This window comes from Rhizobium sp. Leaf371, from assembly GCF_001424045.1.
GTDB lineage: Bacteria > Pseudomonadota > Alphaproteobacteria > Rhizobiales > Rhizobiaceae > Ferranicluibacter.
The window spans coordinates 113,557-126,792 of record NZ_LMQB01000029.1 but is presented as its reverse complement, the minus strand read 5'-3'; the positions used below and the strand labels follow the sequence as shown (position 1 = coordinate 126,792).

Below are 13,236 nucleotides of genomic sequence, written 5' to 3'. Positions count from 1 at the left end.
AAGGCGAGGAGGCCCTGCAGATATGGAACGTGGAACGATGGACACGGCGCTCGCCACGCGCGCCGGCTGGACGACGCTGATCGACGATATCGTTGCGGGCCGATGGACCAATCCCGAGACGGACGCGCTTGCCAGCGTTCCCTACGAAACCATCGTCATCGAGGAGAGCCTCGACGGCGCGGAGGCGGATCTGGTGGCCGGCCTCAAGCTCGGGGAACGCTTCACCGTCGTGACCGACACCAACAGCTGGGACGCGATGGGCGACCGCGTCGCGACGGCGCTCCGGCGTCTCGGGCCGGTGGAAACCGTGGTTCTCGATCATCCCCATGCCGACATGGCGAACGCCGAAGACCTGCGCCGGACGCTGCACGGCGCCGATGCCGTCGTCGCGGTCGGCTCCGGCACAATCAACGATCTCGTCAAGTTCGTCACCGGCCAGGCCGGCAAGCGCTATGCCGTCTTCGGCACCGCGGCATCGATGAACGGCTACACCTCGACCACGGCCTCGATCACGCTCGACAGCGGATTGAAGGTCTCCCTGCCCTCGCAGGGGCCGGCGGGTTTCTTCGTCGATCTCGGCGTCAGCGCCCGCGCGCCGCGCCATCTGTCGGCGGCGGGTTTTGCCGATTGCCTCGTGCGCTCGGTTGCGCAGGTCGACTGGTGGATGTCGCACCGGCTGCTGTCCACGCTCTATTCCACGGTCCCCTACATCATCCAGGAGAAGGACGAGGCGGAGCTCAACGCCCGCGCCGCCGGCATCGCCACGGGCGACATCGCGGCCAACGGCTATCTCCACCGCGTCCTGACCCTGTGCGGCCTCGGCGTGTCGTTTACCGGCATGTCCAATCACGGCTCCATGGGCGAGCATCAGATCTCCCACTATATCGACTGCTTTGCCGGCGCCGATCATCCCGGCACGCTGCATGGCCAGCAGGTCGGCGTCGCCACGCTGTCGATGGCGCGGCTGCAGCGTCACTTCCTCGACAGCGAGACGCCACCGGTCATCCGCCCGACGCGGATCGACCCGGCCGACATGGCCCGGCGCATGGGGCCGGATATCGCGGCGCAGTGCTTTGCCGAGCTGAAGGGCAAGGTCTTCGACGACGAGGGCGCAGCCCGCATCAACGAGAAATTCGCCGCGCTCTGGCCGACGCTGCGGGCGGAGCTCAACGCCTTCGCCCTGCCCGTCGCCGAGATGGAGCGGCTCCTGTCGGATGCCGGCGGCGCGATGACCGCGGCCGATCTCGGCCTGCCCGTCGCACGCTATCGCGAGGCGGTGATCCACAGCCGCGAGATGCGCAATCGCTATTCCTTCCTCGATGTCGCGGCGGATGCCGGCATTCTCGAGGATTTCGCCGCCGGGGAGGCCTGACCCGATGCGCCCGATCCTGGACATGCCCATCGAGGTCGCATCGCGGATCAAGGTGCTCTTTGCCGACATCGACGACACGCTGACGAACGAGGGCCGCCTGCCCTCCTGCGCCTATGATGCGCTGGAGCGGCTGACGGCGGCGGGCATCGCGGTCGCCCCGATCACCGGCCGGCCTGCCGGATGGTGCGACATGATCGCCCGGATGTGGCCCGTGGCCGGCGTGGTCGGCGAAAACGGCGCCTTCTATTTCGCCTATGACGAGACGCAGCGCCGGATGCGCCGCGTCTTCGCGGTGGCCGATCAGCAGCGGGCGAACGACCGGCAGAGGCTGCAGCATATCCAGACGCGCATCCTGCGCGAGGTTCCCGGTTCCGCCCTTTCGGCCGATCAGCTCTACCGCGAGGCGGATCTCGCCATCGATGTCTGCGAGGATATCCCGCCGCTCGCCGTGTCGGACGTGGACCGGATCAAGCGCATCTTCGAGGAGGAGGGCGCGGTCGCCAAGGTGTCCTCCATTCATGTCAACGGCTGGTACGGCAGCTACGACAAGCTGACCATGGCGCGCCGCTTTGCAGCCGACATTCTCGGCATCGATATCGACCGCGAGCAGGAGGCGATCGTCTTCGTTGGCGACAGCCCCAACGACGCGCCGATGTTCGGCTTCTTCCCGCATGCCTGCGGTGTCGCCAACGTGCTGCAGTTCGAAGGCCGCATGGAGGCCGACCCGACCTATGTCACGGCGGCGCGCGGCGGCCACGGCTTCGTGGAAGTCGCCGACCATATCCTCGGCGCCCGGCCGCGGAGGGACGCGGCATGAGCGCACCGGTGTTCGATCTCGCCATCGTCGGCGGCGGCATCAACGGTGCCGGCATCGCACGCGATGCGGCCGGCCGCGGGCTGAAGGTCCTGCTGGTCGAACGCGCCGATCTCGGCGCCGCCACCTCGTCGGCCTCGACCAAGCTCATCCATGGCGGGCTGCGCTATCTCGAACACTATGAATTCAAACTGGTGCGCCACGCCCTGGCGGAGCGCGAACGGCTCTGGGCGATCGCGCCGCACATCATCTGGCCGTTGCGCTTCGTGCTGCCGCACCGCAAGGGGCTGCGTCCCGCCTGGCTGCTCCGCCTCGGGCTCTTCCTCTACGATCACCTGGGCGGCCGCAGGCGCCTGCCGGCAACCGTCACCCGGCGTCTGCGCACCGATCCGGTCGGGCAACCTCTGCGCGACGTCTCCGGCATCGGGTTCGAATATTCCGACTGCTGGGTGCAGGACAATCGCCTCGTCGTGTTGAACGTGCGGGATGCCGCGAGGAACGGCGCCGACATTCGCGTGCGCACCGCGTGCCTTGCGGCCCGGCGGCAGGCCGACCACTGGCAGCTGACGCTCGGCGACGAGGAAACCGGCGCGCGCAGCGACGTCTCCGCCCGGGCTGTGGTCAATGCCGCCGGCCCGTGGGTCGATACGTTTCTCTCGGGCGTCGCTGGCCTGAATGCGGGAGGCCGGGCGCGGCTGGTGCAGGGCTCCCACATCGTCGTGCCGAGACTCTACGACCACGACCGCTGCTACATTTTCCAGAATCCGGACGGGCGGATCATCTTCGCCATTCCCTATGAGGACGATTTTACCCTGATCGGCACGACCGATCAGGACTATCGCGGCGATCCGCGCGACGTGAAGGCCTCGCCCGCAGAGATCGCCTATCTCGTCCGGGCGATCTCCTCCTATTTCAAGCGCGAGATCACCGAGAAGGACGTCGTCTGGACCTATTCCGGCGTGCGCTCGCTCTATGACGACGGTGCGGCCAGCGCGCAGGAAACCACGCGCGACTACGTCCTCGCCCTCGATCAGGGCTCCGATACCAGCTCCAGCCCGACGTCCAGCCAGGCGCCGCTCCTGTCCGTGTTCGGCGGCAAGATCACCACCTATCGCTGCCTTGCCGAGGATGCGCTCGACCGGCTCGCCGCCCTGTTTCCGGAGATCGGCGCGAAGCGCGGCTGGACGGCGACGCGGGCGCTGCCGGGCGGCGATTTCCCGGCGGGCACGGCCGGCGCCTTGGTGGCGGATCTCTGCGAGACCTACGGCTTCCTGTCGGAGCGCGAGGCCCGGCGCCTCGTGCGGCATTATGGGCTGGAAGCGCGCGACATTCTCGGCACCGCGCGCCGCGCGGACGATCTGGGCCGGGCCTTCGGCGGCTCGCTGACGGAGCGCGAAGTCCTGTTCCTGATGGACCGGGAATATGCCCGCGAGGCGGCCGATATCGTCTGGCGCCGGACGAAATCCGGGCTGCGCATGACGCCGGAGGAAATTGCCGCCCTCGACGTCTTCATGGCGCAGAGACGGCGGGAGAGACGGGCGGCGGCGCAAGGGCCGAAGCCTGCAGTGGTGCCTGCGGTGAAGGCCGCGGCCAAGGGCTAGCATTTTTCCGGCCGAAGCGGGACGGCTTCGGGTCCGCACCATCGGGAGAATGGTCGGGACCGGAGGACACGAGAGACGGGACGAGCATGCGGCGCCCTTTGCGCCGGGGTTTCTGGGAGGAAAGAACCGCAATGTCCATTGCACAGGTGAAACGCATCGCGATCTCGGATTCGCCATGGCCATGGCTGCTGCCGCTCGTCGCGCTGCTGGTGGTCTTCACCGTCTATCCGCTGGTCTACAATGTCTGGCTCAGTTTCCACGAATTCGTCCCCCGGCAGCGAACCCTGAAATTCGTCGGCATGGCCAACTGGGTGCAGCTGGTCAATGACGGCCGGTTCTGGGGGGCGCTCGGCGTCACCTTCCTCTATTTCTTCATCGCCCTGACGGTCGAGATCATCCTTGGCATGTCGGTCGCCATGCTGCTCGATGCGGAGCTGCCCGGATTTGCCGCCCTGCGCGCCATCCTGTCGATGACGCTGGTCATTCCCCCCGCCATCGCCGGCATGATGTTCCTCCTGATGGAGGACGCGCAGTTCGGCGTTCTCTCCTATTTCCTCGGACAGCTCGGGCTGCTCGACAAGTCCACGCCGATCCTCGGCACGTCCTCCCTCGCCCTTCTCGGCGTGCTCGTCGCCGAAATCTGGCAGTGGACGCCGTTCATGGTGTTGATCTTCATGGCAGGCCTGCGCTCGCTGCCGTCGGAGCCCTACGAGGCCGCCTCGATCGACGGGGCCTCGTCGTTCCAGATGTTTCGCCGGCTGACGCTGCCGATGATGTCGCGGGTGATCGCCGTGGCGGTGCTCCTGCGCGGCATCGATCTCTTCCGCGTGTTCGACTACGTCTTCGTCATGACGTCGGGCGGGCCGGGAACCGCGACCTACACGGTCAGCCTCTATGCCTGGCAGCAGACCTTCTCGTTTCTCAAATGGGGCTACGGCGCGACGCTGAGCCTGACGAGCCTCGTGATCGTCATGGTCATGGCCAACCTCTTCATCCGCGTCGCGAAGGTCAGGTGGTAACATGCATCAGAGCAAGCTCGTCCGCACCGTTCGCACCATTGCCGGCTGGCTGGTGGTCGGCGCCTTCTTCTTCCCGATCTATTTCTGGACCTCGGTCGCCTTCCGGGATTCCAAGGACATCTTCAACTGGCCGCCGATCCTCTTCAACTTCCAGCCGACGATGCGCAATTTCGAGCAGGTGTTCGGCATTTCCTTCGGCTTTGCCCGGCAGGGCTCCGTCGCCCCGGGCGGCGGCAATTTCTACATGGCCCCGCGGCTGTGGGATTCGATCGTGGTCGCCTCGATGTCGACGGTGCTCGCCATCACGGTCGCGACCTTCGCGGCCTATGCGCTGTCGCGGATGCATTTCCGCGGGCGCCACCAGTTCGTCAACTGGGTGCTGTCGACGCGCATGATGCCGCCGGTGGCGGTCGCCATCCCGATGTTCTTCATCTTCAAGCAGTTCAACCTGCTCGACACCTATATCGGGGTGATCCTGATCCACGGGCTGATGAACCTGCCGCTGGCGGTGCTGCTGCTCAAGAGCTTCTTCGACGACATTCCCGCCGAGATCGACGAGAGCGCGCTTCTCGACGGTGCGTCCCGCTGGACGATCTTCCGGCGGGTCGTCCTGCCGATGGCCAAGGGCGGGATCGCGGCCACCGCCGTGCTCTGCTTCATCTTCTCGTGGACGGAATTCCTGTTCGTCCTGACGCTCACCCAGACGGGCCTGAAGACCGTGCCCGTGGTGTCGTCCACCTTCGTGACTTCGATCGGAACCGCCTGGGGCAATATGGCCGCCCTCGGGGCGGCGGCGATCGTGCCGGCCTTCTTCGTCGTCCTTCTGGTCCAGCGCCATCTGGTGCGGGGCCTGACCATGGGCTCGCTGAAGCAATGACTGCGGCGGGCCGGGAGGGCCTGCCGTTCGATCAACGATCTGCCGCCGTCAATCTCGACGGCGGATACTGGAGGAGAGAACAGTGAAAGAGAGCGATAGAAAGTCATACCTGGCGTCGATCACCGACCGCTTCGTGAAGGGTCAGATGGACCGGCGGGCCTTTCTGCGGGCAACCAGCAAGCTCGGCCTCGGCGCAGCAGCCCTCGGCATGGGCATGGGCAGCCGCCCCTTCATGCTCAACAAGGCCGTCGCGCAGGAGGAGATGCAGCCCTCGGCCGAAGTGATGGCCTGGCTCAAGGATGTCGGCAAGCCGTTTGCCGGGACCACCCTGAAATTCGCGACCGAATCCACGCCGCCGTCGAACGCCATCAATTCGCAGCTCAAGAAATATTTCGAGGAGGCGACGGGCATCAAGGTCGAGATCGAGGTCCTGCCGCTCGAGCAGGTTCTCCAGAAGATGACGCTCGACGTCGCGTCCTCGCTCGGCACCTACGATCTCTACTACATCGACCAGAGCTGGGCCGCATCCTTCAGCCAGGACGTCTTCGATCCGCGCGAGCAGATCAAGGCGAAGGCGGACCTTGCCATGCCCAACTACAACATCGACGACTTCCTGCCGGCGCTCGTGGACGGCATCTCCAAATACGAGGACCACTGGGTCGGCGTGCCCTACGACATCCCGATCTTCATCATGATCTACCGTAGGGACATCTACGAGAAGCTCGGCCTGAAGGCGCCGGCGACCTTCGAGGAGCTCTACACCAACTCGGCCGCCATCACCAAGGAGATGGGTCCGGACACGTTCGGCTATGCCGGGCAGATGAAATCGGGCCATTATGCGCTGGAATGCGAGTGGACCTCGATGCTCTGGGGCCATGGCGGGTCGATCTTCAATGCCGACAAGGCGTTTTCCGGCAATGACGAACGCGGCATCGCCGCCCTCGACTACTACACGAAGCTCCGGGACATCATGCCCCCAGGCGTCAACCAGTGGACATGGGACGGACAGGGCCAGGCCGTCGCCCAAGGGGTCGCGGCATCGATGCTCTCCTGGGGCGAGTTCTTCCCCTTCTTCGACGATCCGACGCAGACCAAGGTGTCCGGCCTCTGCGAAGCCGTCATCCCGCCGCAGCCGATCGCGCTGCGCAAGCCCGGAGAATGCGGCTATGGCGAAATCCCCGGCGTCGGCCACCAGGGCGGCTCGTCGCTGGCGGTCTCGCGCTACTCCAAGAACCCGGATGCCGCCTGGCTGTTCATGCAGTGGGCGACATGCGCCGATACCCAGGCGCTGGTGACGACGCTCGGCGGCGGCACCGGCCCCACGCGGGCGAGCGTCTACGACGATCCGCGCGTCAAGAGCCATGCCCGCGTCGGTGCCGGCACCACCCGCCACCTGCCGGTCGTGCAGGAGACGATCGCCAAATATATGGGCTCCGAGCCGGACCTGCCGGAATGGGCGCAGATCTCCTCCGACACGATCCCCGTGGCGCTCGGCAAGTATTTCTCGGGCAGCTACGGCTCGTCCAAGGAAGCGCTCGACGATATCGGCACGCAGATCGCAGCCGTGCTGAAGGGCTGAGCGCCGGTATCGCCTCTTGCCCTGAAACCTGGAGGTCGCGGCCCGCCCGCGACCTCTCCCGGACAGGCCGCCGAAGGCGCCGTCACAACGGAGGAAACAATGGACACCAAACCCTTGATCGCCATCACCGGCGCCAGTTCGGGGATCGGCGAGGCCGTGGCCCGCGCCTTCTCGGACGCCGGCCATCCGCTGCTCCTGATGGCGCGCCGGCTCGACCGGCTGGAGGCGCTGGCCCTGCCCCGCGCCGTGTTGCGGCAGGTCGACGTGCGCGACCGCGCCGCCCTCGCCTCCGCCGTCAGCGATGCCGAGGCGCAGCACGGGCCGGTCGATCTGATGTTTGCCAATGCCGGCATCGCCCGGCTCGGCGATATCGCCTCCCAGCCGCCCGAAGAATGGGACGAGATGATCGACATCAACACCAAGGGCGTGATGAACAGCGTCCATGCGGTGCTGAACGGCATGATCGGCCGCCGGCAGGGCACGCTGGTCATGATGAGCTCGATCGCCGGACGCAAGGTCTATCCCGACCACACCGTCTATTGCGGCACGAAGTTCTTCGTCCATGCGGTGTCGGAAAGCCTGCGCGGCTATCTCGCGCCCCACAATGTCCGCGTCGTCGTCGTTTCCCCCGGCATCGTCGATACCGAGGTCCTCGACCATGTCAACGATCCCCGGACGCTCGAAAACTACAGGACCAACAAGGCCGCCATCGGCGGCGGCATTTCCGCCGACATCGTGGCCGGTCTGATCCTCGACGCCTATGCGCTGCCGCAGCGCGCCATCGTTCAGGAAATCGTCGTCACGCCGACGCAGCAGACCTACTGAAACGACGCCGTCCGACCCGCGGCCCGCGATACAATGGAGCATCCTCAATGGCGACCGTCGAATATCAGCGCATAGGCAAGTCCTTCGGCGCCTTCACCATCATGCGCGACATCTCCTTCGAGATCGCGGACCAGGATTTCGTCGTCCTGCTCGGCCCGTCCGGCTGCGGCAAGACCACCCTGCTGCGCATGACGGCGGGGCTCGAAAGCGTCAGCGAGGGCGACCTGCTGATCGACGGAAACCGCGTCAACAACCTGCACCCGCGCGACCGCAACATCGCCATGGTGTTCCAGAACTACGCGCTCTACCCCACCATGAAGGTCTACGAGAACATCTCCTTCAGCCTGGAGGTCGCCAAGGTCGCCCCGGCCGAGATCAAGCGCCGGGTGGAATGGGCGGCCGAGACGCTGAACCTCACGCCCTATCTCGACCGCTACCCGAAGGAGCTTTCCGGCGGCCAGCGCCAGCGCGTCGCCATGGGGCGGGCCATGGTGCGCGAGGCCGCGGTGTTCCTGTTCGACGAGCCGCTCTCCAACCTCGACGCCAAGCTGCGCGCCCATATGCGCACCGAGATCCGCCAGCTGCACAACCGGCTGAAGACCACCACGGTCTACGTGACGCACGACCAGATCGAGGCCATGACCATGGCCGACAAGATCGTCGTGATGCGCGCCGGCAAGATCGAGCAGATCGGCTCGCCCGACGCGGTCTACGACCGGCCGGCCAGCAAATATGTGGCCGACTTCATCGGCGCCTCCGCCATCAACTTCCTCCCCGGAACGGTCGTCGTGGCCGATGGCAGGCCTGCCGTCGACACGGCGACCGGACGGGTGGCGCTGGAGGCGACGACGACGGCCAGACCCGGTGAGAAGGTCGTCATCGGCCTGCGTCCGACCGATGTCGTCGTCGACGACGCCGGTCCGCTCGCGGCGAAATCCGTGCTGGTCGAGCGCCTCGGCCACGATGCCCAGCTGTTTTGCGACGGCGCCGACGGGCGCTTCACCGTGTCGGTGGACAAGACGGCCCGCTTTGCCGAGGGCAGCGACGTCCGCTTCTCCATCCCGCCCTCCAAGGTTCACGTCTTCAACGCCGAAACGGAGGCCCGCCTCTAGAGCGCCTTAGCGTCGGGCAGGGCGGCACCGGCGCCCGGCCGGCGCCCGCGCCCTCCCCTCCCATTCCATCCTCTGGCATCCCCCGCCGCCGATCGCGCCGGCACAGAAAGGACCGTCATCATGAAATCCCGCTGGTCGGACTCCGACTTCACATCCGTCGTCGATGCCTATGTCGCCAAGGGCATCAACCGAGACCTCGCCATCCGCACCTATACGACGCGCCTTCTGGGGCAGGACCCGGAACTGGTGCTGCATGGCGGCGGCAACACCTCGGTGAAGACCGTCTTCACCGAGATGGACGGCACGGAGGTCTCGGTGCTCTGCGTCAAGGGCAGCGGCTGGGACATGGGCACGATCGAGCCCCCGGGCCTGCCCGCCGTGCGGCTCGATCCGCTGAAGGCCATGGTCGCCTTCGAGACGCTGTCGGACGACGACATGGTCATGCTGCAGCGCCGGCTGCTGCTCGACCCCGCCGCCCCGAACCCGTCGGTCGAGGCGATCCTGCACGGCCTGCTGCCGTTCAAGCATATCGACCACACCCATGCCAACGCCATCGTCTCGCTGACCAACCAGCCGCAGGGCGAAGTGCTGGTGCGCGAACTCTTTCCCGATGCGATCATCGTTCCCTACGTCATGCCCGGCTTCGACCTCGCCAAGGCCTGCGACGCCGCCTTCAAGGCCAATCCGGGCGGCGACGGCATGATCCTGCTGAAGCATGGCATCTTCACCTGGTCGGAAGATCCGCGCACGAGCTACGAGGATATGATCGCCAAGATCGACGCGGCGGAACGGCGGATCGCCGAGGGCCGCCCAAAACCCTTCCGCGGCGTGACGCTGCCGCCGAAGATCGCCAGTGCCGCCGAGATCGCGCCGATCCTGCGCGGCGCGATCGCCCTTGCGACCGATGTGGAGGGCGCGCCCCGCCGCTTCGTGCTGGAGCATCGCACCAACGGGAAGATCCTCGATTTCTGCAATGCCGAGACGGTGTCCTCGCTGGTGACGCGGGGCAACGCGACGCCCGAACACGTGATCCACATCAAGCGCTTCGGCGTGGCCCTGCCCGCGCCCGAGGCCGGAAAGCTCGACGCCTGGGCTGCGACGGTGACGGACGCGATCAAGGCCTACGAGGCGGCGTACACCGCCTATTTCGAGCGCAACAATGCCCGCGTCGGCGGCGGCAAGCGCATGCTCGATCCGATGCCGCGGGTGTTCTACGTCGCGGGCGTCGGCCTCTTTGCCGCCGGTGCGGCCGCCAAGAATGCCCGGGTCGGCGCGGATGTGGCCGAAGCGACCATCGCCGTCATCACCAATGCCGAGGGCATCGACGCCTTCGAGGCACTGTCGGAAGCCGATCTCTTCGATATCGAATACTGGTCGCTCGAACAGGTGAAGCTTGCCAAATCGGTCGAGAAGCCGCTGACCCGGCAGGTCGCCATCGTCACCGGCGGCGCGAGCGGGCTCGGCCTTGCGGTCGCCGAAGCGCTGAAGGCCGAAGGGGCGGAGATCGCGCTGTTCGACGTCTCGCCGGAGCGCGTGGCCCGCGAAGCCCAGCGCCTTGGCGCCTTGCCCGTCGTCTGCGACGTCACCGACCCCGAGGGCGTGGAGGCCGCCGTCGCCACCGTCGCCGCCCATTTCGGCGGGGTCGACATTCTCATTTCCAATGCCGGCGCCGCCTTCCAGGGCAGCCTGCTCACCGTGTCGGAAGACACGTTCCGAAAGGCGTTCGACCTCAATTTCTGGGGACATCACTATATGGCGCGGGCCGTGGTGCGGGTGATGGAACGGCAGAAGACCGGCGGCGCCCTGGTCTTCAACGTCTCCAAGCAGGCCGTGAACCCCGGCGCGGATTTCGGCCCCTACGGCACCTCGAAGGCGGCGCTGATGGCCCTGATGCGGCAATATGCGGTGGAGCACGGCGCCTCCGGCATCACCTCCAATGCCGTCAATGCCGACCGCATCCGCACCGGGCTGATGACCGACGAGATGGTGGCGGCCCGCAGCAAGGCGCGCGGGGTGACGCCGGAGGCCTATCTCTCGGCAAATCTCGTGCGCCGCGAGGTGACCGCCGCGGATGTCGCCGCCGCCTTCGTCCACCTTGCCAAGGCGCGCGCCTCGAGCGGCGCGGTCCTTACGGTCGACGGCGGCAACGTCGCGGCCATGATGCGCTGACCCTTGTCCCGGAGAGGAGACCGTCCATGGCCCATATTCTGATCCTCGGCGCGGGCGTGATGGGAACGGCGCTTGCCGTGCCCGCGAGCGACAACGGCCACGACGTCGTTCTCGCCGGCACGCCGCTCGACGCGGCGACGATCGCGCGGATGCAGGCCACGGCGGGCACGCATCCGAAGCTCGATGCGCCGCTTGCCCCCTCCGTCCGCGTGCTGGCCGACGACGCGCTGACCGCGGCGGAGGCCGACCGGGCCGACCTCGTCGTCGTCGGCGTCAGCAGCCCCGGCATCGCCTGGGCCGTGGAGCGGCTGAACGGCCTGCTTCGCCGGCAGACGACCATCGCCTTTGTGACCAAGGGGCTCGACCGCAGGGACGACGCCGTCGTCACCTTCGCCGAGACGGTGCCGGCGCGCATCGCCCGGCTCGGCACCTTCATCGGCATCGGCGGGCCCTGCATCGCGCGCGAGCTGGCGCTGCGCCTGCCGACCTCCAGCGTCTATGCGGCGCGCGAGACGCGCGACGCGGAACGGGTGGCCGCCCTCTTCCGCACGCCCTATTACCGCCTTGCCGCCAGCGACGACCTGACCGGGGTGGAGGCCTGCGCGGCGCTCAAGAACTTCTTTGCCATCGGCGTCAGCGCCATGCAGACCCGCTATCCCGACACGCTGCGCGCCGACGGCCAGTCGAAGAACCCGACGGCCGCCGCCTTCACCCAGGCGGTGCAGGAAATGGCCGACCTCTGCGCGCTGATCGGCGGCAGGCGCCAGACCGCCTTCGACCTCGCCGGCATCGGCGATCTCCACGTGACCGTCGGCGGCGGCCGCAACAGCCGCCTCGGCCACAGCCTCGGCCGCGACCGCACGGTCGCAGAGGCGGTGACGCAGGAACTGGCCAACGAGACCGTCGAGGGCATCGACACCGCCCGCGTCGTCGCCGCTTTGCTCGAAACGGCCGCCAACGCCACCCCCGCCTCCCCCCTCGCCTTCCCCCTCGCCCAAGCCATCGTCACCGCCGTCCTGAACGACACCCGCTTCGACTTCGATTTCGAAACGCTCCACGCCTGAGGCACCGGCCGGCCGAAGACCGGCCCCGTCCGCAGGCGCTTTCCCTGATACCAGTTGACAGCTGTCAACTGGGTGAGTCGCCGGGCGCCTCGACCTCCCCGGATCGACATTCAATCGTCGCGACCGTGTCGACGTTGCGCTCAGCGGTCTCCACGCGACGTGCGACCCTCTACCCGGTCCAGTCCTCGACCCGCAGGCCGGGGACGCGGGTGGAGTCGCGGCGGTTGTTGGTGACGAGGGTCAGGCCGCGCGACCGGGCGTGGCCGGCGATCAGCTGGTCGTAGGGGCCGATCGGCGTCCCCGCCCGGGAGAGTTCAGCGCGCAATTGTCCGGTGTGGCCGGCCGCCAGTTCATCGTAAGGCAGCACGTCGAGCCGCGCGGCAAAGCCCTCGACCACCTGCAGATTGGCCGCCGGGCTTACCGATTTCTCGGCCCCGTAGAGCAGTTCCATCAGGCTGACCGCGCTGATGCACAGTTGACCGGAGTGGCGGTTGAACGCATCGCGCACGGCAGGCGGCCGGTTCTTGATGGTATAGATGCAGATATTCGTGTCCAGCATGTAGCGGAGCATCAGAAGGCTTCGCGCGCCTGGCCGGCCGGCTGGTTCCGCTCGTCCATAAAATCCCCGCTCGCCTCCGGTCCGTCGAACCAGCTGTCCCAGACCTCGCCCGCCGGCGCGATGATCCGCGTGCGCCCGACCGCGACGATATCGACGCGCTTGACATCGTCCGGCAGCGCCACCGCCTTCGGCAGGCGGATGGCCTGGCTTCGATTGCTCCGGAAGACGACGCCCTGTTCCATGAT

Annotated in this window: 12 protein-coding genes; 10 read left to right on the top strand and 2 right to left on the bottom strand. The window is 67.1% G+C overall.

The features are described 5' to 3' along the window. Window positions 1–22 precede the first annotated feature (22 nt). The 10 genes from ASG39_RS22450 (at window position 23) to ASG39_RS22405 (ending at window position 12,432) form a co-directional block, all read left to right on the top strand. Window positions 23–1,372: a sn-glycerol-1-phosphate dehydrogenase gene (locus tag ASG39_RS22450; protein ID WP_062597189.1), complete on the top strand. Its 1,350-nt coding sequence runs from the start codon at window positions 23–25 to the stop codon at window positions 1,370–1,372. Between the two features lie 4 nt (window positions 1,373–1,376). Beyond that, on the top strand, window positions 1,377–2,189 hold the full coding sequence (locus ASG39_RS22445; protein WP_062597188.1) for an HAD-IIB family hydrolase: 813 nt from the start codon (window positions 1,377–1,379) through the stop codon (window positions 2,187–2,189). Beyond that, on the top strand, window positions 2,186–3,787 hold the full coding sequence (glpD, locus tag ASG39_RS22440; protein WP_062597187.1) for a glycerol-3-phosphate dehydrogenase: 1,602 nt from the start codon (window positions 2,186–2,188) through the stop codon (window positions 3,785–3,787). The genes ASG39_RS22445 and glpD overlap by 4 nt, the downstream gene beginning before the upstream one ends. Before the next feature lie 131 nt (window positions 3,788–3,918). Beyond that, window positions 3,919–4,806 (top strand): sugar ABC transporter permease, encoded by an 888-nt coding sequence (locus ASG39_RS22435; RefSeq protein WP_062597186.1) that lies wholly within the window; start codon window positions 3,919–3,921, stop codon window positions 4,804–4,806. A 1-nt stretch (window position 4,807) separates the two neighbouring features. Next, window positions 4,808–5,683, top strand: coding sequence for a carbohydrate ABC transporter permease (locus ASG39_RS22430; RefSeq protein WP_062597185.1), 876 nt, complete (start codon window positions 4,808–4,810; stop codon window positions 5,681–5,683). An 82-nt stretch (window positions 5,684–5,765) separates the two neighbouring features. Continuing rightward, window positions 5,766–7,262, top strand: a complete 1,497-nt coding sequence (locus ASG39_RS22425) for an extracellular solute-binding protein (RefSeq protein WP_062597184.1) — start codon at window positions 5,766–5,768, stop codon at window positions 7,260–7,262. A gap of 99 nt (window positions 7,263–7,361) precedes the next feature. Continuing rightward, window positions 7,362–8,087: an SDR family oxidoreductase gene (locus tag ASG39_RS22420; RefSeq protein WP_062597183.1), complete on the top strand. Its 726-nt coding sequence runs from the start codon at window positions 7,362–7,364 to the stop codon at window positions 8,085–8,087. A gap of 47 nt (window positions 8,088–8,134) precedes the next feature. Further along, window positions 8,135–9,199 (top strand): sn-glycerol-3-phosphate ABC transporter ATP-binding protein UgpC, encoded by a 1,065-nt coding sequence (gene ugpC, locus ASG39_RS22415; protein WP_062597182.1) that lies wholly within the window; start codon window positions 8,135–8,137, stop codon window positions 9,197–9,199. Window positions 9,200–9,319: 120 nt separating this feature from the next. After that, window positions 9,320–11,368 (top strand): bifunctional aldolase/short-chain dehydrogenase, encoded by a 2,049-nt coding sequence (locus ASG39_RS22410; protein ID WP_062597181.1) that lies wholly within the window; start codon window positions 9,320–9,322, stop codon window positions 11,366–11,368. 26 nt (window positions 11,369–11,394) lie between these two features. After that, window positions 11,395–12,432, top strand: coding sequence for a 2-dehydropantoate 2-reductase N-terminal domain-containing protein (locus tag ASG39_RS22405; RefSeq protein WP_062597180.1), 1,038 nt, complete (start codon window positions 11,395–11,397; stop codon window positions 12,430–12,432). A 169-nt stretch (window positions 12,433–12,601) separates the two neighbouring features. Here the strand turns inward: ASG39_RS22405 and vapC are convergent, their stop codons facing one another. After that, window positions 12,602–13,003 (bottom strand): tRNA(fMet)-specific endonuclease VapC, encoded by a 402-nt coding sequence (gene vapC, locus ASG39_RS22400; RefSeq protein ID WP_062597179.1) that lies wholly within the window; start codon window positions 13,001–13,003, stop codon window positions 12,602–12,604. Next, window positions 13,003–13,233 carry a type II toxin-antitoxin system VapB family antitoxin gene (gene vapB / locus ASG39_RS22395; RefSeq protein ID WP_062597178.1) on the bottom strand — a complete coding sequence of 77 codons (231 nt, stop codon included), beginning with the start codon at window positions 13,231–13,233 and terminating at the stop codon, window positions 13,003–13,005. The genes vapC and vapB overlap by 1 nt, the downstream gene beginning before the upstream one ends. Window positions 13,234–13,236: the final 3 nt, after the last annotated feature.

What these genes read in the sequence shown, in the direction of transcription:
- ASG39_RS22450 (WP_062597189.1), top strand. Translation starts at nt 23, where the DNA reads ATGGAACGTGGAACGATGGACACGGCGCTCGCCACGCGCGCCGGCTGG.
- ASG39_RS22445 (WP_062597188.1), top strand. Translation starts at nt 1,377, where the DNA reads ATGCGCCCGATCCTGGACATGCCCATCGAGGTCGCATCGCGGATCAAG.
- glpD (WP_062597187.1), top strand. Translation starts at nt 2,186, where the DNA reads ATGAGCGCACCGGTGTTCGATCTCGCCATCGTCGGCGGCGGCATCAAC.
- ASG39_RS22435 (WP_062597186.1), top strand. Translation starts at nt 3,919, where the DNA reads ATGTCCATTGCACAGGTGAAACGCATCGCGATCTCGGATTCGCCATGG.
- ASG39_RS22430 (WP_062597185.1), top strand. Translation starts at nt 4,808, where the DNA reads ATGCATCAGAGCAAGCTCGTCCGCACCGTTCGCACCATTGCCGGCTGG.
- ASG39_RS22420 (WP_062597183.1), top strand. Translation starts at nt 7,362, where the DNA reads ATGGACACCAAACCCTTGATCGCCATCACCGGCGCCAGTTCGGGGATC.
- ugpC (WP_062597182.1), top strand. Translation starts at nt 8,135, where the DNA reads ATGGCGACCGTCGAATATCAGCGCATAGGCAAGTCCTTCGGCGCCTTC.
- ASG39_RS22410 (WP_062597181.1), top strand. Translation starts at nt 9,320, where the DNA reads ATGAAATCCCGCTGGTCGGACTCCGACTTCACATCCGTCGTCGATGCC.
- ASG39_RS22405 (WP_062597180.1), top strand. Translation starts at nt 11,395, where the DNA reads ATGGCCCATATTCTGATCCTCGGCGCGGGCGTGATGGGAACGGCGCTT.
- vapC (WP_062597179.1), bottom strand. Translation starts at nt 13,003, where the DNA reads ATGCTCCGCTACATGCTGGACACGAATATCTGCATCTATACCATCAAG.
- vapB (WP_062597178.1), bottom strand. Translation starts at nt 13,233, where the DNA reads ATGGAACAGGGCGTCGTCTTCCGGAGCAATCGAAGCCAGGCCATCCGC.